Source organism: Streptomyces sp. NBC_01233, assembly GCF_035989305.1.
Taxonomy (GTDB): domain Bacteria; phylum Actinomycetota; class Actinomycetes; order Streptomycetales; family Streptomycetaceae; genus Streptomyces.
Window position 1 is genome coordinate 1,240,661 of sequence record NZ_CP108514.1, and the last position, 17,868, is coordinate 1,258,528.

Genomic DNA, 17,868 nt, shown 5'->3' on the forward strand with positions numbered 1-17,868 from the left:
CTCACCTCCTGGGGAGCAGCAAAGAACGGTGCCATTCGTAAAACGCGGGCACTACGGCACGCAGAACACGGAAGGCCGATATTCCCCCGCGAACCGTGCCGATACGGACGAGCTCATGCTCCGGAGCGTCCACGATCACCCGGACGGCCGCAACCGGGCGGCGGCCGCCGCCCGGGGAAGGGCCGCCGCGCGTGGCGGTCCACAGGGTGGCCGCGGACTCCATGTCGACCGCGATGGCGCCGGTGGCGCGCAGCTGCGCGCGCTCCTGGCCGCGGACGACGTGGTCGGATCCGGTCAGTGCGCCGGTGTGCACGGTCCGGCCCGGTGCGGCCCGGGCCAGTGCCGCGGCGAGCAGGGCGGTGCCGGTGCAGGTGACGGCCCCCTGCAGGTCCCGGGTCTCCTCGGCGACGACCAGGTCGCCGGGGTGCATGCCGGGGACCAGTCCGGCGCAGAATCCCGTGGCGAGGACGGCGGCCCGGTCCATCCCGGGCCGGTCCAGTGCCCGGGCGACGGCCCGCTCGGCCGCGCGCGGGCCCATCCCGGTACGCAGCAGGGAGTGGCCCCGGACCGCCCCGGGCCCGGCGCTGCGCAGCGCCGCCTGCTCGATGCGCAGTGCGCAGGCGACCAGCAGCGGGTCGGGGTTCTGGGCCCGGTCCCCCTTGGTCCGCTCCGGCTCGGCGGACATCAGACGCCCCCGCCCGCGGCGAACGGTTCCCCGTACAGGTAGCGGCCGAGCGCGGTCAGCGGGAACACCTGCCGGTACAGGTGGTAGTTGATGGAGAAGTCCCAGGGGAAGCCGGTGCCCGTGAAGTACGGCTCGTCCCAGGAGCCGTCCGCCCGCTGCGTCTCCATCAGGTAGCCGATGCCCCGTTCGACGGCCTTGCCGTCCCGCTCGCCGGCCGACAGGAGGGCCATCAGCGCCCACGCGGTCTGCGAGGCGGTGGAGGCCCCCTTCCCGGCCCAGGACGGGTCCTTGTAGGAGCGCTGGTCCTCGCCCCACCCGCCGTCCTCGTTCTGTACGGTCTCCAGCCAGCGCACGGCCCGGCGGATCGCGGGATGACCCGGGGCGATGCCGGCGGCGGTGAGCGCCGGGAGCACCGAACCTGTGCCGTAGACGTAGTTGGTGCCCCAGCGGCCGAACCAGGCGCCGTTCGGTTCCTGTTCGGCGAGCAGCCAGGCAATGCCGCGCCGGGTCCGGGCGTCGCCCGCCCGTCCCTCGAAGGCGAGCATCTCCACGACGTGGGCGGTGACGTCGGCCGAGGGCGGGTCGATGACCTCGCCGAAGTCGCAGAAGGGCAGCCGGTTCGGGAAGGGGCTGGTGTTGTCGGCGTCGAAGGCGCCCCAGGCGCCGTTCTTCGACTGCATGCCGAGGTTCCAGGACACGCCGCGGGCGATGGCCGCCTCGACCCGGGCCGGGTCGGGGTGCCGGATCCGGCGCAGTGCGAGGACGACCTCGGCGGTGTCGTCGATGTCGGGGTAGGTGTCGTTGTGGAACTCGAACGCCCAGCCGCCGGGGGCCAGCCCGGGCCGCCGTACCGCCCAGTCCCCTCTACGGGTGATCTCCTCGCCGAGCATCCAGTCCGCGGCCTTGACCAACGCCGGATGGTCGGGGCGCAGGCCCGCGTCGGCGAGGGCGATCGCGGCCAGGCAGGTGTCCCACACCGGGGACTGGCAGGCCTCGATCATCCGGGCGCCGTCCTCGCGCCACACAGCGAAGCGGTCCAGGGATTCCAGTCCGGCGCGCATCACGGGATGCCGGAGGTCGTAGCCGAGCAGGTGCAGGGCGATGATGGAGTACACGGCGGGCGGCTGGATCCCGCCCCAGCAGCCGTCGTTCTCCTGGCGCTCGACGATCCAGCGGCCGGCGGTGGCCATGGCGGCCTTGCGCAGCCGGCGCGGGGCGAACCTGCGGTAGACGTGCAGGGCCTTGTCCATCCGCTGGAAGGCGCCCTCCCAAGTGGTCGGCGGGGCGGGGCGCTTGGCGGGGTTCGGCACCCGCGCGTCGGCGTGCAGCTCGTCGAGGGCGAAGGGGGCCGGGCGCACCGGGCGCAGCGCGGAGACCACGGTGAGCGGAACGATGGTCTGGCGGGCCCAGCAGCCGAAGTCGTAGATGTTCAGGGGCACCCAGGACGGCAGGAACACCAGCTCGGGCGGGAGTTCGGGCAGGTGGTCCCAGTTCCACCAGCCGAAGAGCGCCAGCCAGATCCGGGTGAAGACGCGGGCGGCGGCGATCCCGCCGTGGGCCCGGATCCAGGCCGAGGCGCGGGCCATGTGCGGGGCGTCCGGCGCGTCCCCTGCGAGGCGCAGCGCGACGTAGGCCTCGATGGTGGCGGACAGGTCGGGCGGGCCGCCGTGGAAGGTGGCCCAGGTGCCGTCCTCCCGCTGCTCGCCGCGGATGAACAGGGCCGCGGCGTGGGTGGTGGCCTCGTCCCGGATGCCGAGGAACTGCCGCAGCAGCAGGTCCTCCGCGTCCATGGTGACGTTGGTCTCCAGGTCGCCCTTCCACCAGCCCTCGGCGTCCTGACGCTCCAGCAGGTGCCGGGTCGCCCGCGCGGTGGCCTCGTACACGCCCGGCGCGGCGCCGTCCGGCGGCTCGGGCAGGTCCGCGGCGGCCCGGGCCGGTCCCACCCGGTCCGGCCCCGGGGGCGCGTCCGCGAGCACGCTCACGCGCACCCGGCCACCGGGCTCGCCCGGCGGGTCGGCTTCCGGGCCGAAGTCGGGCGGTGCGGCGCCCGGCGCCCGCGCCGTGCCCGGCCGGTCCCCGAGCGGGCTCACGCGCACCCGGCCGCCGTCCGCTCCGGGCGTGCCCCGCGGGCCGTACTCGGTCCGCGGGCCGGCGGCGCCGGGCGCGACGCCGTACTCGGCCTGCAGACGGGGCAGGCTTGCCCGGGGCGGGGCCGGGGGCCCCGCTTCGGCGGCCGGGCCGCGGGCGCGCCCCACGCCGGGAACCGCCGGGAGGCCCGGGGTTGATTCGCTGCCAGCGGCAGCGCCCTCGGCGCTGCCGTCAGTCGTCGCTGTCATGGCTTCCCCTTAGAACAGTGTCCTGTGCTGTGCTGGGGTCTGCCGTCGGCCGGTGCGCGCCACGCTCAGATGGCGGCTCCGGCCGGCGACTCGCGATTCATATCCGCTGTCGGGTGGCGATCACCTCTTGCGCACGACGACGAAGTCGGCGAGGTCCACGAGCTGTTCGCGCACCCGCTGCGGCATGTCGACGTCGTCGAGGGCCCGGATCGCGACGGCGTGCTGGCGGCGCGCCTCGTCGGCGGTCCACTGGCGGCCGCCGGCCTCCTCGATGAGCGCCGCGCGGGCCGCGAACTCCTCCTCCGAGAAGTTCTCGAAGTCGCTGGCCTTGGCGTCCGCGGCAAGCAGTTCGGCGAGCTGCTCGGAGGCCGGCCCGCCGGCCGCGAGGGCGGCGACCACCGGCAGGGACTTCTTGCGCTGGCGCAGGTCGCTCCAGGTCTGCTTGCCGGTGGCCTCCGGGTCGCCCCAGATGCCGAGCAGGTCGTCGACGGCCTGGAAGGCGAGGCCCAGGTGGTAGCCGTACTCCTCCAGCTTGTCGGCCGTACGGTCGTCCGCGCCGCCGAGCACCGCGCCGATGGAGACCGCGCAGGCGAGCAGCGCGCCGGTCTTGTTGCCCTCCATCTCCAGGCATTCCTCGACGCTGACGCGCTCGCGGTGCTCGTAGGAGATGTCCTGCGCCTGGCCGTCGATGAGCTTGCGGCTGGCGGTGGTCAGCCGGCGGGTCGCCCGGCCGGCCTCGACGGTGCCGAGCTCCAGCAGCACCTCGTTGGCGAGGGCGAAGAGGGCGTCGCCGACCAGGATCGCGAGGGCCGGTCCGTGCACCTTCCAGACCGTGTCGCGGTGGCGGCGCTGCTCGTCGCCGTCCATCAGGTCGTCGTGCAGCAGCGAGAAGTTGTGCACGAGCTCGACGGCGACGGCGCCGGGGATGCCGACCTCGGCTGCGGCGCCCGCAGCTTCGGCTGAGAGCAGCGCGAGGGCGGGGCGCACGGCCTTTCCGCCGTCGCCGTCCGCCGGGTTGCCCTGGGCGTCGATCCAGCCGAAGTGGTAGGCGGCGACGGTGTCCATGGGCGCCGCGAGCCGGTCCACAGCGGCGCGGAGCACGGGGGTCGACAGTGTGCGGCCGCGCTCCAGGAGGGCGATCGTGTCCGCCTTCTCCGCGCTCCTTCCGGCCGTGCCCACACTGGCATCCGTGTTCTCGACGGCCGGATTCCCCGGGTTCACTGGCTCTCCTCTTGTTCCTGTACGTGCTGTGCCGCTGTTGCTGGTCGTGCTCGTGGTGATCGTCATGCCGCCTCCTGCAGAGGGTGGTCGCGGTGGCGGCCGAGCGCGGCGAGTGCGGCGTGCGCCGCGCTCATTCCGCTCCGGACGGCGCCCTCCATGGTCGCGGGCCAACCGGTGGCAGTCCACGCACCGGCGAGGTAGAGCCCCGGCGTGTCGGTGCGCGCCCCGGGGCGCAGCCGGCCGACCCCGGGGGTGGGGGCGAAGGTGGCGGTCCGCTCCCGGGTGACGAAGAAGTCCCGTACCTTGGCGCCCCGCGCGGCGGGGAGCAGCCGCTCCAGCTCGGGCAGGTACTTGGCGCGCAGGACCGAGACGGGTTCGTCGATGTCGTCCTGGGCGGCGGACTGGGACAGCGCCAGGTACTGGCCGCCGTCGGGGAGCCCGGAGGAGTCGGTGCGGTCGAAGACCCACTGCACCGGGGAGCCGAGTGCGGCGAAGAAGGGCTGCTTGAGCACCTTGCGCTCGTAGACGACGTGGACGTTGAGGATGGGCGCGGTGCCGATGTCGAGGAGCTTGTCGGGGTCGGCGAGGGCGCCGGCCGGCAGCAGTCCGTGTGCCTCGCGCTGCGGGACGGCGAGGACCACGGTCCCGGCGTCGAGGGACTCGTCCTCGGTGTCGATCCGCCAGTTCCCGTCGGCGGTACGGGAGATGCCCGTGACCCTGGTGCGCAGCTCGGTCCGTACGCCGGCCGCGTCGAGGGCCTTGCGGGCGAGGCCGTCGTGCAGGTCGCCCAGCGGTACGTGGGCCCAGCCGATGTCGGCGGCGCCGTTCTCGGAGAGCAGGCCGGTCTTGAAGACCATGGCGGCCAGGCCCAGCGAGGACTGGGCGGCGGTCGCGTTGAGGGTGGCGATGCCGACGAGGTCCCACAGGGCCTCGATGGCGCGCGGGCTCTGGCCGTAGCGGCCGAGCCAGGTCGCGAAGTCCAGGCCGTCCAGGGCCGGGTCTGCGGGGTCGAGGCGGCGCAGCGCGAGGGCGGCGCGGCCGACGCTCGCGCGCTCGGCGAGGGACAGGTGCGGATAGCGGGCCAGCGACCCGGCCAGGTGCAGGGGCACGGGCAGGGCGCTGCGGCGCAGCCGTCCCAGGCGCGGGCCGCCGGGGCGGGCCACGTCGAGGACGGGTACGTCGAGCCGGTCCTGCAGGGGGGCGAGGGCGGCGCCGTCGACCCGGTCGAGGAACCATCGGTAGGCGGTGCAGCAGCGCAGGTAGACGTGCTGGCCGTTGTCGACGTTGAGGTCGCCGCGCTTGAAGGAGAAGGCGAGTCCGCCGAGCCGGGGGCGGCCCTCCAGCAGGGTCACGCGGAGCCCGGCGTCGGCGAGTTCGAGGGCGGTGGTGACCCCGGCGAGGCCGCCGCCCACGACGACGGCGTGGTGGTCGGTGCCGGTCATGCGCCCTCCCCCGTGGTGCGGTCGCCCTCCGGGCCGGCCGGTCGGTCCTCGGCGGACGAGGCCGCCCCGTGTGCGGCGGCCCGCCCGGCGGGGCCGGAGTCCGCCGGAAGAGACGCGCCCGTCGCCGCGGTGGTTGCCCGGGCTCCGTCCCGGCCGGGACGGCCCGCCGGGCGCCTGCGCGGGCGTGGCGCGGCGGCGACGGCCGTCGGGGCGCCGGACGTGCCCGCGGCCGCGGCCGCGCCCGCGCGGCGCGGGGTGGCGGGCGCCCCCGTGCGGTCGGCCCGCGCGGCCCGGTGCGGTGCGGCGGCCGCGCACGCCGGGACCGCTCCCGGGGTCTCCCCCGGGGGCAGGGTGATCGGGGCCATCAGGGCCGCCTCCGCGTGTTCTGGCGGGAGATGGTGCGCGCGTCGAGGCCGGACAGGCCGCGGACGGCGACGTACGCCTTCTCGTGCGGCGGCAGCGAGACGCGGCCCCGCAGCACCGCCTCCGGCTCCCGCTCGATGCGGTCGAGGAGGCGGCGGTAGATGCCGGCCATCGCGGCCACGCAGGCGCCGCTGCGCCGGTCGAGCATCGGCAGCAGCCGGTAGCCCTCGACGAACAGGGCGCGGGCGCGCCGGACTTCGTGGTGGACCAGCCCGGCGAAGTCGGAGCCGGCCGGCGCCCGGTCGCCGTGGAAGCCCTCCGAGCAGCCGAACTTGGCGAGGTCCTCGGCGGGCAGGTAGGTGCGTCCGTTGCCCGCGTCCTCGCGAACGTCGCGGAGGATGTTGGTGAGTTGCAGGGCGAGGCCGAGGGTGTCGGCGTACTCGGCGGCGCGCCCGGAGTCGGCCGCGCCCGCCGTGGTGCCGAACACGCCGAGCGAGAGCCGGCCGATGGCTCCGGCGACGCAGCGGCAGTAGACCTTGAGGTCGTCCCAGGTCTCGTAGGTCTCGCCGCGGACGTCCATCAGGACGCCGTCGATGAGTTCGTCGAGGCCGCCGAGCGGGATCGGGAAGCGGCGGGCGGCGTGCGCGAGGGCGACGGCGACCGGGTCGGTGTCGTCCTCGTCGATCTCCTCGGCCAGGATCCGTCCGAGCACGGCGCGGGTCTCCTCCAGCCGGGCCAGTTTGGCCTCGGGCGCCAGCGTGCCGTCGCCGATGTCGTCGACGCGCCGGGAGAAGGCGTACAGCGCGGACATCGCCTGCCGCTTGTCGGTGGGCAGCAGCCGGATGCCGTACGCGAAATTGCGCGCCTGTGAACCGGTGACGGCCTCGCAGTAGCTGTAGGCGGCCGAAATCGGTGCGGACATCGCAGCCGGTGCGGACGCGTGTGTGGGGCCCTCCACGGTCGGGCTCACCCCTTTCTCGGCGCTGTGCGCAGGACGGCGGCAACCTCGCGGAGCAGGCCGCTCTTGGTGGGCTTGGGCGGGCCGGGGAGTACGTCGAAGCCGGCGGCCGTGACGGCTCGCAGGGCTGCGCGCCCTCCTCCCACGAAGCCCGCGAGCAGCAGCCGGAGTCTGCCGTGCACGCTACCCACGAGGGGGGTGCCTTCATTCAGCAGTTCGCGTGCGCGCTCAGTTTCGAATGCGACCAGGGCGCGTACGGACGCGCCGGCGGACGGGGCCGCCAGATCGGCCTCGCTCACGTGGAAGCGCCGCATGTCCTCGGCGGGCAGGTAGATCCGGTCGTTGCCGAGGTCCTCGGCGACGTCCTGGATGTGCTCGACGATCTGCAGGGCGGTGCAGACGGCGTCGGAGCGGCGGATGCGTTCGGGGGTGCTGGTGCCGGTGAGGGAGAGCACGAGGCGCCCGACCGGGTTCGCGGAGAGCTCGCAGTAGCCGACCAGGCCCCCGTAGGTCTCGTAGCGCGTGACCCGCTGGTCCTGGCGGTTGGCCTCGATGAGCCCGAGGAAGGGTTCGGGGGTGAGGCCGTGGGCGCGGACCACGGGCTGCAGGGCGAGGAGCAAGGGGTGCCTCGGGGGGCCGGCCGGGCCGCCGGAACCGTTGAAGACACGGAGCAGGTCCGCCTCGAGGGCGTCGAGCATGGCGGGCCGGTCGTCGGTCGCGGCCGGGTCGAGGCCGAGGAGTGCGGCGTCGCGCCCGCCGGGGGCGAGGTCGCCGTCGCCGATGTCGTCGACGAGGCGGGCGTACCCGTAGACGGCCGTCAGCCCGTCGCGCCAGGCGCGGGGAAGGAAGACGGGGGCGACGGGGAAGTTCTCAGCCGATGCCTTGTCGAGGGTGGCGCTCACGTGGACCGTGTCGGACAGGGGCCGGATGCCGTGCGCCGCGGTCACCGCCCGCCGCCAGGGGCGGGGACGGCCGTCGTGCCTGGGGGCCGGAGAATTCCCGTAGCCATTGCCGTCACATCTCCCGTTCTACACTGCCGACCCAATACATCCCATTTCGGACACGCCGCCGGGGGTTTCCCCGGGGCTGCCCCTGGGCCGTTCACCTGCGGGGAATCGTCCCCTCTTGCCGCGATTGAGGACCGCCTCAGCTTACGCTGTAGAACGTCGCGGAGCCCTCCCGGGTATTCGCTCCGCCACCGAATGTCGCCGCGAAATGCGAGAACACGATTGAGGCCCCCGCCGCGCTGAGCGGCGGGGGCCTTCGGGTGAAGCGGAAAAGCGCCGGAAGAGGGCGCCGCACGACCCGGAGGTCAGCCGTTGGTGGCCTTCTCGTACGCCGAGACGACTTCCTCGGTGGGCCCGTCCATCAGGAGCTCACCCTTCTCCAGCCACAGCACCCGGTCACAGGTGTCACGGATGGACTTGTTGTTGTGGCTCACCAGGAAGACCGTGCCGGCCTTCTGCCGCAGTTCGCGGATCCGGTCCTCCGAACGCACCTGGAAGCTGCGGTCACCGGTGGCCAGGGCCTCGTCGATCATCAGAACGTCGTGGTCCTTGGCGGCCGCGATGGAGAAACGCAGACGCGCCGCCATGCCGGAGGAATAGGTACGCATCGGCAGGGAGATGAAGTCGCCCTTCTCGTTGATGCCCGAGAAGTCGACGATGCTCTGGTAGCGCTGCTTGATCTGCTCGCGGCTCATACCCATCGCGAGACCGCCGAGAACGATGTTCCGCTCGCCGGTGAGGTCGTTCATCAGGGCCGCGTTGACACCCAGCAGCGAGGGCTGGCCGTCGGTGTAGACCTTGCCCTCCTCGCAGGGCAGCAGGCCCGCGATGGCGCGCAGCAGGGTCGACTTCCCGGATCCGTTGGACCCGATGAGGCCGATGGCCTCGCCGCGGTAGGCGGTGAAGGAGACTCCGCGCACGGCGTGGACCCGCCGGACGCCCGGGGAGTCGCCCTTCTTCCGGCGGATTATCTTGCTGAGCGCGGCGGTGGCCGCGCCCTTGCCGGCGCTGCCGGTGTTGACCCGGTAGACGATGTGGACGCCGTCCGCGATCACGGTGGGGACGCGCCCATGGGTGTTGTCAGCCACGGCCGTAACGCTCCTCAGACTTCCAGAAGTACACGAAGCCACCGACGCCGATCACCACGGCCCAGCCCACCGCGAAGGCCCACACGTGGGGAGGCAGGTTGCTGCTGCCGTAGTCGTCGATCAGCGCGAAGCGGATGAGGTCCATGTAGATCGCGACCGGGTTCCACAGCAGCAGGTCGCTGATCCACTGGGGCTGGTCCTCGAGGTAGATCCCGATCGGGAACATGACGCCGGAGGCGTACATCCAGGTACGCATCACGAACGGCATCAGCTGCGCCAGGTCGGGGGTCTTGGAACCCATCCGCGCGAAGATCATGGCGAGGCCGGTGTTGAAGACGAACTGGAGCGCCAGGGTCGGGATCACCAGCAGCCAGGCGAGCCGCGGGTAGTTGCCGAAGGCGATGGCGATCACGAAGACGACGATCATCGAGTACAGCAGCTGCTGGAGCTGCTGCAGCGAGAAGGACACCGGCAGGGAGGCGCGCGGGAAGTGCAGCGCCCGCACCAGGCCGAGGTTCCCGGAGATCGCCCGGACACCCGCCATCACCGAGCTCTGCGTGAAGGTGAAGACGAAAATGCCCATCATCAGGAACGGGACGTAGACGCCCTTGGGCATCTCCCGGCCCGCGCCGAGGATCAGGCCGAAGATCAGCCAGTAGACGGCCGCGTTCAGCAGCGGGGTCGCCACCTGCCAGACCTGGCCGAGCTTCGCCTGGCTGTACTGCGCGACCAGCTTGGCCCGGGAGAAGGCCATGATGAAGTGGCGTCGGCCCCAGAGCTGCCGCACGTACTCGCCGAGGCCCGGCCGGGCTCCGCTGACCGAGAGGCCGTACTTCCTGGCGAGCTCCGCGGAGCTGAGCCCCGCGTCTTCGGACGGCGGCCTGCTCGTGGCGAGGGCGCCGTCGTGGGTTGTGTCACTCACAAGTTGAAACTTTCGTCTTCAAGATGCGGCCAGGTGGGCATCAGGCTGGTGGCTCGAGGCCCGTGATCGCGTCATGTTCCCAGACGCGGGCTGGTCAGATGACAGGAGGTCGGCCCAGCCGGGTCAACCGCCAGACCGTTCGCCATCTCATCGGGCGGCGGGGTCCACAGGGAGTGGTCCACCCCTCCCGGAAACCGCCGCACCAGGCCTTGAGCGCCGGTGCCGACGGCCTGCGTACGAGCGTCAGCAGGAGCCAGACGCCCAGGTAGACCGGGACCAGCGGGGCGGGCAGGTTGCGGCGGGCGAGCCACACCCGGTTACGAGCCACCATACGGTGGTAGACCGCGTGCCGGGAGGGGGCAGTTGTCGGGTGCAGCAGCACCATGTCCGAGCGGTAGTCGATCAGCCACCCTGCATCGAGGGCCCGCCAGGCCAGATCGGTCTCCTCGTGCGCGTAGAAGAACTCCCCCGGCAGCGCTCCGACCTGCTCGAACACCTTCGTGCGGACGGCGTTGGCGCCGCCCAGGAAGGTGGTCACGCGGGAGGAGCGCATCGGGTCCGAGGCGCGCAGCCGCGGCACGTGCCGTCGCTGGGTCTCGCCGGTGTCCGGATCGGCGATCCGGAAGCTGATGATCCCGAGCCCGGGGTCCTCGGCGAAGGCCTGGCGGCACAGCTCGGCGGTGTCGGTGCGCTCCAACAGCCCGTCGTCGTCCAGGAAGAGCAGCGCGTCCACGTCGCCGCCACCGGGGCCGAAGGCCTCGATGCCGACGTTGCGGCCGCCGGGGATGCCCAGGTTCTCGGGCAGCGTGATGCTGCGCACACCCCCGGGCAGGCCGGTGACCTCGACGCCCTGGCCCACGACGACCACCTCGACGGGGTCGCCCTGCTGGCGGGCCACCGAGTCGAGGAGAGCCTTGAGCTCGTCGGGCCGGTTGCCCATGGTGATGATCACGGCGCCCAGCCGCATCGGGGCGGTCACTTGAGCCTGCTGGAGGCCAGGATCGACACCAGGTGCAGCACGGTCTGCAGCACCGCGATGCCGGCCAGAACGGCCACGCCGACGCGGGACCAGAACAGGTCGCCGCGCATCTGGTCCAGGACGGCCAGCACCAGGATGAGCAGCGAGGCCTCGATGCCGAGGACCAGGCGGTGGAACTTGAGCGCGGCGGCGGCGCGGCGGGCGAGCGCCATGCCGGACGAGCGCGGCTCGGCCGCCGCGTCCTTGACCACCGGCTTGCCGGCCTGGTGGCGGGCGACGCCGACGAGGTCGGTCTCGGCCTTGATCAGGATCGCGCCGAGCGCCGCGAGGGTGCCGAGGAAGGCCCAGAGCCAGTCGACCCGCCCGGTGCCCCACAGGTCCGCCGCGCGCAGGCCGAAGCCCACGAGGACGGCCGCGTCGCACAGGTAGGCGCCGACCCGGTCCAGGTACACCCCGGAGAGCGAGAACTGCTTCTTCCAGCGCGCGACCTCTCCGTCGACGCAGTCGAGCAGCAGGTAGAGCTGGACCGCGACCACGCCGAGGACGGCGCCCAGGATGCCCGGCACCAGCAGGGCCGGGAGGGCGAGCACGCCGGCGAGGGTCATCACGTAGGTCAGCTGGTTGGGCGTGACCTTGGTGGTGACCAGGAGGCGGGTGATGCGCAGGGAGATCTCGCGCATGTAGAGGCGCCCGCCCCAGTGCTCGCCGCTGACCCGGTCCTTGACGCCCGCCGGGTGTACGACGGGCCGGAGTTCAGCTACGGATGGTCTTGGCATAGTCGGCGTAAGCGTCCCTGATCTCGGCTGCGGACAGGTTGAGGTGCTCCAGGATCGTGAAGCGTCCCGGGCGGGTCTGGGGGGCGTACTCGACGGCCGTGACGAACTCGTCGATGCTGAAGCCGACCTCCTCCGGGGTCACCGGCAGGCCGTGTCGGCGCAGCACCTCGGTGAAGAGGCCGGACTGCTCCTCGGCCCCCCGCAGGTGCATCGCGAAGGCGGCGCCGAGGCCGACCTGCTCGCCGTGGAGCGCGGAGCGCCCCGGGTAGAGCAGGTCGAAGGCGTGGCTGATCTCGTGACAGGCGCCGGACGACGGGCGGGAGTCCCCGCTGATCGACATGGCGATGCCGGAGAGGACCAGCGCCTCGGAGAGCACGGTGAGGAACTCGTCGTCGCCGCAGCCACCGGGGTGGCGCAGCACGGACTCGCCGGCGGTACGGGCCATGGCGGCGGCCAGGCCGTCGACGGGCTCGCCGGTGATCTCGTGCGAGAGCTCCCAGTCGGCGATGGCCGAGATGTTGGAGATCGCGTCGCCGACGCCGGCGCGGATGAACCGAACCGGGGCTTCCTTGATCACATCGAGGTCGATCACCATGGCGATCGGCGTGGGGACGCCGTAGGAACCGCGGCCGTTGTCGTTGTCCAGGATGGACACCGGCGAGCAGATGCCGTCGTGCGAGAGGTTGGTGGCGACGGCCACCATGGGCAGCCCGACCCGCGCCGCGGCGTACTTCGCCACGTCGATGATCTTGCCGCCGCCCAGGCCCACGACGGCGTCGTAGCGGCGGCCCTTTATGTCGTCGGCCAGCTTGACCGCGGAGTCGATGGTGCCGTCGACGACCGCGTACCAGTCGGCGTGCGGCAGTACGGGCTCCAGCCTGGCGCGCAGCGCCACGCCGGAGCCTCCGCTGATCGCGATCGCCAGCTTGCCGGACGCCGAGATCCGCTGGTCGGCCAGGAGGCCGGCCAGGTCGTCCATGGCGCCGCGGCTGATGTCGACGACGACGGGCGAGGGGATGAGCCTCGTCAGTACTGGCATGCGATCGTCCGGCCCTTGGCGAGGTCGTCGTGGTTGTCGATCTCGACCCACTTGACGTCGCCGATGGGTGCCACGTCGATGGTGAAGCCGTCGTTGACCAGCTGCTGGTAGCCGTCCTCGTAGTAGAGGTCGGGGTCGCGCTCGAAGGTGGTCTTCAGCGCGTCGGCCAGCTGCTCGGCGGCCTCGGCCTCGATGAGGGTGACACCGATGTACTCGCCCGTCGCGTCGGCGGGGTCCATCAGCTTGGTGATCTTCTGGACTCCCTTGCCGTCGGCGGTGACGACCTTCATCTCCTCGTCGGCCAGGTTCTTGACCGCGTCGAGGGCGAGGATGATCTTCTGGCCGTTGCCGCGTGCGGCGAGCAGGGTCTTCTCGACGGAGACCGGGTGGACGGTGTCGCCGTTGGCGAGGATCACACCCTGCTTGAGGACGTCACGCGCACACCACAGGGAGTAGGCGTTGTTCCACTCCTCGGCCTTGTCGTTGTCGATCAGCGTGATCTTGACGCCGTACTTGGCCTCCAGGGCCTCCCGGCGCGCGTACACGGCTTCCTTGCGGTAGCCGACGACGATGGCGACCTCGGTCAGGCCGACCTCGGCGAAGTTGCCGAGGGTCAGGTCGAGAACCGTGATGCTCTCCTCGTCGCCCTCGGGGCCGACGGGCACGAGGGCCTTGGGCAGGGTGTCGGTGTAGGGACGCAGACGGCGTCCGGCACCGGCAGCGAGTACAAGGCCGATCATGCTGGTTCTCCTTCGTCATGTACGGCGGGTGCTCCGGAGGAGACCCAGAACCGGATGCTCTCGACGAGCACCACGAGTGCCACGAACACGGCCGTTGCCGTGAGCGCGACGGGGAAGTCCGCTTCGCGCGACGCGAGGACGGCCGCCAAGGCCGTGATCAGCAGGACCCGGCCTTCGTGGCCGCCGATCGTCCGCACCAGCCAGTGCGGGGGCGCGCCGGTGCCACCGCGAATGCGGTACACCGTGTCGTAGTGATGGTAGGCGACCGCCGCGATCAGGCCGAATGCCGCGGGAAGGGCCCCGGGGACGTCCGCCTTGGCGGCGAGCACGAGGACGGTCACGTACTCGGCGGCCCGGAACAGCGGCGGGATCAGCCAGTCCAGGGCGCCCTTGAGCGGAGCGGCGACGGCGAGGCCGGAAGCCATGACGTAGATCACCGCGACGGCGATCAGCCGCGGGTCGCCGAACGGCAGCCACACGGCCGCCCCGATCATCAGCGCCGCGCCCAGGGCCGCCACGTACACGGAGCCGAAGGACCCGGCGCGGCCGCGCAGCAGCCGGGCCTGGAGCTCGGCGAGCGGCCCGGAGTCGGCGAGGTCCGCGAGGGCCTGGGCCGCGCGGTCGGTGCGGGTGGCCTTGCGGGTCAGGGAGCGCAGGACCCGGCCGGCGGTGGTGTAGAGCGCGCCGAAGGCGCAGCCGACGAGCAGGGCGTAGAAGACGATGCGGGGGGTGGTGAGGGCGGTCAGGACCGCGATCATCGCCCAGCGCTCGCCGATCGGCAGGATGATCATCCGCCGGACCCACACGGTCCAGCCGACGCTGTCGAGCTTGTCGGAGAGCGCCGCCGTGGGACTCGTGTTGGCGGTGGCGTCGTGGTTGGCCTCGTTGAAGGAGAAGTCAACGACGTGCCGGCAGGTCATCAGGATCATGGCGCCGGTGGCCAGGGCCCAGACGTCATCGCCGTTCCTGGCGGCGCCGAGCGCGAGGCCCGCGTAGAAGGAGTACTCCTTCGCGCGGTCGAAGGTGGCGTCGAGCCAGGCGCCCATCGTCGAGTACTGGAGCGAGTAGCGGGCGAGCTGCCCGTCGGTGCAGTCCAGTACGAAGGAGACGAGGAGCAGCACGCCGGCCGCCACGTAGCCCCAGCGCTCGCCCGTGGCGGCGCAGCCGGCCGCGATCAGCGCGGTGATCAGCGAGGCGGTGGTGACCTGGTTCGGGGTCAGGCCGCGACGTGCGCACCAGCGGGCGATGTAGCGCGAGTACGGGCTGATGAAGAAGGTGGTGAAGAAGCCGTCGCGGGACTTCACGGCGGTCCGCAGGCGCACGGCCTCGTCGTCGACGGCGGCGACGGCGGCGGTCGCCGCGTCCCGTTCCCCCGGACCCGCGGGGACCGTGGCGACGAGGGTGCCCAGCTCGGGGCGCTGAACGGAGGTCCCGGCGGCCTCGACCGCGGCGGCGAGCCGGTCGGCGTACGGGGCGGCGTCGGCGTCCGCTCCGGTCGCGACGGCGGCCTTGTCGAGGGCGTCGCGGGCTCCGGGCTGGACGGCGAGGGCGCCGGTGACGGCGCAGGCGTCGAAGCGCGGATCGGTCAGCGCGAGGCGCAGTGCGTGCACGTGCCCGACGAAGGCGCTGTCCACGACGGCCACCCGCTGGTCGGCGGGTACGGCGGCCAGTGCGGCAGCGGCGTCCTCGGGACCGGTGGCGGGGCGGACCTCGAAGCCGAGCGAGCGCAGCTCGTCCGCGAGCGGTGATCCGGGGACCGGCAGGCCGGTGAGGATGACGGTCGGCAGACGAACTCACTCCTTGTAACGGATTCCGGACGGACGCCTCGGGGGCGGCGGCACGTCGGCAGAGGCTATCGGATGAATGGAAGCAGGGGTTCATCACCCGTTTACGTCCCGATAAGCCGAATATCGCGGCCCCGGGCCGGGTCGCGATCATCATCGGTGATCACGGTGCGGTACCACAAACGGCCCGGATGTTACGGTGGACACGCCCCTGAACGTGTCGAGTGGAAAGAGGTGGGTTGATGACCGTCGTAGTGGTCGCGGCCGTGCGCAGCGAACTCCGGTGCATCCCCACTTCCCGTTTCCTCCGGGCATCCGGCCGGGCCTGATCACACAGCTGGGCCTCGTCGGCCGGAGCCCCCGTTCCAAGGGTTCACGTTGACCGACAACAACACCTTCACCGACCACGCCTTCACCGAGGCCTTCTTCGCCCTGCACCACGGCCTGCCCCGGCAGGCTCCGGGCTCCGACGCCAGCACCCGCCACCTGCTGTCCCTGTGCGGACCGCTGCCCGAGCGGCCGCGCGTCCTCGACCTGGGCTGCGGTCCGGGGCGCAGCGCCCTGCTGCTCGCCGCCGAGGCGGGCGGCGGTGCCCGCGCCGAGGTGACTGCCGTCGACCTGCACGCCCCCTTCCTCGAAGAGCTCCGCACGGCCGCCGCGGCCCGCGGGCTGGCCGGCCGCGTCCGCACCGTCCAGGCGGACATGGGCGCACTTGACGACGGGGACCGCGACGACTTCGCGGACGGCTCCTTCGACCTCGTGTGGGCCGAGGGTTCCGCCTATGCCATCGGCTTCGACGCCGCGCTCGCGCGGTGGAAGCGACTGCTCGCCCCGGGCGGCACGCTCGTACTGACCGAGTGCCAGTGGACCGTCGCGCAGTCGTCCGCCGGGGCCCGCGCCTTCTGGGACCGCGAGTACCCGCTGCGCTCCACCGCCCGCAACCTCGCGGCCGCCCGGGCCGCCGGGTATCGGGTGCTGGGCGTGCACCACCTGCCCGACTCGGACTGGGCCGAGTACTACGGTCCGCTCGCCGAGCGGGTCCGTGCCCTTTCCGGAGCCGACGGGACCCCCGCGATGGCCCGGGCGCTCGCCGCCACGTGCGAGGAGCTCGACGTACGGGCCCGGCACGGGCACGAGTACGGGTACACGGGCTACGTCCTGAGCCCGGTGACGGCCGGGGACGGCGACGTCTGGCCCGCCCGCCCGGAGACCGGGGCCGATGCGGCCGCGGTACGGGAGGTCAACCTCGCGGCGTTCGAGACCCCGCTGGAGGCGGACCTCGTGGACGCGCTGCGTACGGACGCGGCCTGGCTGCCCGGGCTGTCGTACGTGGCCGAGGCCCCGGACGGATCGGTGGCGGCGCACGCCCTGCTCACCGCGTGCCGGGTCGGCGGGGTCCGGGCGCTCGCGCTCGCCCCGGTGGCCGTCGCGCCCGCGTTCCAGCGCTCGGGCGCGGGCAGCGCGGTCGTACGGGCCCTGCTCGAGGCGGCCGCGGAGCGCGGGGAGTCACTGGTCCTCGTGCTCGGGCACCCGGAGTACTACCCGCGCTTCGGTTTCACACCGGCGTCGCGCTTCGGGATCCGCGCGCCCTTCGAGGTTCCGGACGAGGCGATGATGGCGCTGGTGCTGGACGATTCCGTGCCGGTACCGGCGGGCATGATCGACTATCCGGCTCCCTTCGGGGTCTGACGCGCGCGGAAGGTCGTCGCGGAGGACTGCGGAGGACCGGTGTGATCCGCCCCTCGTCGCCTAGCACGGGACGGGGGGCGGACATGCGCGGATCTCCGAAGTGGGGACAAGCCTCTTTTGTACGGCAGACTGAAGGCCGAAGTCCGAAGCGAAGGATGGGTATGCCGACCACACCAGCCACCGCCGCGAACAGCGCGTCCAACGGCACCGGTACTCAAGAACCGATCATGCTCGAACTGGTCGACGAGTCCGGCAACACCATCGGCACGGCGGAGAAGCTCTCCGCCCACCAGGCGCCCGGGCAGTTGCACCGGGCGTTCTCGGTGTTCCTCTTCGACGAGCAGGGTCGTCTGCTGCTCCAGCAGCGGGCCCTCGGGAAGTACCACTCCCCCGGCGTCTGGTCGAACACCTGTTGCGGTCACCCCTATCCCGGGGAGTCGCCGTTCGCAGCCGCGGCCCGGCGGACCCACGAGGAGCTGGGGCTGTCGCCCTCGCTGCTCGCGCAGGCGGGGACGGTGCGCTACAATCACCCGGACCCCGCGTCGGGTCTGGTGGAGCAGGAGTTCAATCACCTGTTCGTGGGACTCGCGCAGACGGTCGTGCGGCCCGATCCGGAGGAGGTCGAGGACACCGCCTTCGTCACGGCCGAGGAGCTGGCCAAGCGGCATGCCGAAGTGCCGTTCTCGGCCTGGTTCATGACCGTGCTGGACGCGGCGCGGCCCGCGATCCGCGAACTGACCGGCGACGCGGCCGGCTGGTAGCCGTACGCCGCCTCGCTGTCCGGTCTCCGGGCCCTGCCCGTACGCCGTCCCGCTCGTCCGCCGCTGCGCCGTCCGTCC

At 72.6% G+C, this 17,868-nt stretch carries 17 protein-coding genes; 3 read left to right on the forward strand and 14 right to left on the reverse strand.

The features are described from left to right. Position 1 precedes the first annotated feature (1 nt). The 14 genes from OG332_RS06110 to OG332_RS06175 form a co-directional block, all read right to left on the reverse strand. Entirely contained in the window at positions 2-685 is a 684-nt protein-coding gene (locus OG332_RS06110; RefSeq protein ID WP_327412468.1) for a phosphorylase family protein, read from the reverse strand. Further along, positions 685-3,021: a squalene--hopene cyclase gene (gene shc / locus OG332_RS06115; protein WP_327412469.1), complete on the reverse strand. Its 2,337-nt coding sequence runs from the start codon at positions 3,019-3,021 to the stop codon at positions 685-687. The genes OG332_RS06110 and shc overlap by 1 nt, the downstream gene beginning before the upstream one ends. A 120-nt stretch (positions 3,022-3,141) precedes the next feature. After that, entirely contained in the window at positions 3,142-4,308 is a 1,167-nt protein-coding gene (locus OG332_RS06120; protein ID WP_327412470.1) for a polyprenyl synthetase family protein, read from the reverse strand. Beyond that, positions 4,305-5,684 carry a hydroxysqualene dehydroxylase HpnE gene (gene hpnE, locus OG332_RS06125; RefSeq protein ID WP_327412471.1) on the reverse strand — a complete coding sequence of 460 codons (1,380 nt, stop codon included), beginning with the start codon at positions 5,682-5,684 and terminating at the stop codon, positions 4,305-4,307. Before hpnE ends, OG332_RS06120 begins: the two co-directional genes overlap by 4 nt. Further along, complete coding sequence (locus OG332_RS06130; RefSeq protein ID WP_327412472.1) at positions 5,681-6,049, reverse strand: hypothetical protein; 369 nt, start codon at positions 6,047-6,049, stop codon at positions 5,681-5,683. The genes hpnE and OG332_RS06130 overlap by 4 nt, the downstream gene beginning before the upstream one ends. Further along, positions 6,049-6,969 carry a presqualene diphosphate synthase HpnD gene (hpnD, locus tag OG332_RS06135; RefSeq protein WP_327412473.1) on the reverse strand — a complete coding sequence of 307 codons (921 nt, stop codon included), beginning with the start codon at positions 6,967-6,969 and terminating at the stop codon, positions 6,049-6,051. Before hpnD ends, OG332_RS06130 begins: the two co-directional genes overlap by 1 nt. Positions 6,970-7,013: 44 nt before the next feature. Further along, complete coding sequence (gene hpnC, locus OG332_RS06140) at positions 7,014-7,952, reverse strand: squalene synthase HpnC (RefSeq protein ID WP_327412474.1); 939 nt, start codon at positions 7,950-7,952, stop codon at positions 7,014-7,016. Between the two features lie 365 nt (positions 7,953-8,317). Then, the gene (locus tag OG332_RS06145; protein WP_327412475.1) at positions 8,318-9,100 is read right to left on the reverse strand and encodes an ABC transporter ATP-binding protein; all 783 of its coding nucleotides are present in this window, start codon (positions 9,098-9,100) and stop codon (positions 8,318-8,320) included. After that, positions 9,093-10,022, reverse strand: coding sequence for an ABC transporter permease (locus tag OG332_RS06150; protein WP_327412476.1), 930 nt, complete (start codon positions 10,020-10,022; stop codon positions 9,093-9,095). Before OG332_RS06150 ends, OG332_RS06145 begins: the two co-directional genes overlap by 8 nt. Positions 10,023-10,116: 94 nt before the next feature. Further along, entirely contained in the window at positions 10,117-10,989 is an 873-nt protein-coding gene (locus OG332_RS06155) for a glycosyltransferase family 2 protein (RefSeq protein WP_442816337.1), read from the reverse strand. Between the two features lie 8 nt (positions 10,990-10,997). Beyond that, entirely contained in the window at positions 10,998-11,777 is a 780-nt protein-coding gene (locus OG332_RS06160; RefSeq protein WP_327412478.1) for a CDP-alcohol phosphatidyltransferase family protein, read from the reverse strand. After that, positions 11,755-12,816, reverse strand: a complete 1,062-nt coding sequence (locus tag OG332_RS06165; protein ID WP_327412479.1) for an iron-containing alcohol dehydrogenase family protein — start codon at positions 12,814-12,816, stop codon at positions 11,755-11,757. The genes OG332_RS06160 and OG332_RS06165 overlap by 23 nt, the downstream gene beginning before the upstream one ends. Then, entirely contained in the window at positions 12,804-13,556 is a 753-nt protein-coding gene (locus OG332_RS06170; protein WP_327412480.1) for a phosphocholine cytidylyltransferase family protein, read from the reverse strand. The genes OG332_RS06165 and OG332_RS06170 overlap by 13 nt, the downstream gene beginning before the upstream one ends. Beyond that, positions 13,553-15,166 carry a DUF5941 domain-containing protein gene (locus OG332_RS06175; protein ID WP_327412481.1) on the reverse strand — a complete coding sequence of 538 codons (1,614 nt, stop codon included), beginning with the start codon at positions 15,164-15,166 and terminating at the stop codon, positions 13,553-13,555. The genes OG332_RS06170 and OG332_RS06175 overlap by 4 nt, the downstream gene beginning before the upstream one ends. On the opposite strand from OG332_RS06175, the gene OG332_RS06180 reads away from it, so the two are divergent. The 3 genes from OG332_RS06180 (at position 15,161) to idi (ending at position 17,790) form a co-directional block, all read left to right on the forward strand. Further along, the gene (locus OG332_RS06180) at positions 15,161-15,304 is read left to right on the forward strand and encodes a hypothetical protein (protein WP_327412482.1); all 144 of its coding nucleotides are present in this window, start codon (positions 15,161-15,163) and stop codon (positions 15,302-15,304) included. The two genes, OG332_RS06175 and OG332_RS06180, sit on opposite strands and share 6 nt — an antisense overlap. Positions 15,305-15,718: 414 nt before the next feature. Beyond that, positions 15,719-17,029: a bifunctional class I SAM-dependent methyltransferase/N-acetyltransferase gene (locus OG332_RS06185; RefSeq protein WP_327412483.1), complete on the forward strand. Its 1,311-nt coding sequence runs from the start codon at positions 15,719-15,721 to the stop codon at positions 17,027-17,029. A 161-nt stretch (positions 17,030-17,190) separates the two neighbouring features. Beyond that, positions 17,191-17,790 carry an isopentenyl-diphosphate Delta-isomerase gene (gene idi, locus OG332_RS06190; RefSeq protein ID WP_327412484.1) on the forward strand — a complete coding sequence of 200 codons (600 nt, stop codon included), beginning with the start codon at positions 17,191-17,193 and terminating at the stop codon, positions 17,788-17,790. Positions 17,791-17,868: the final 78 nt, after the last annotated feature.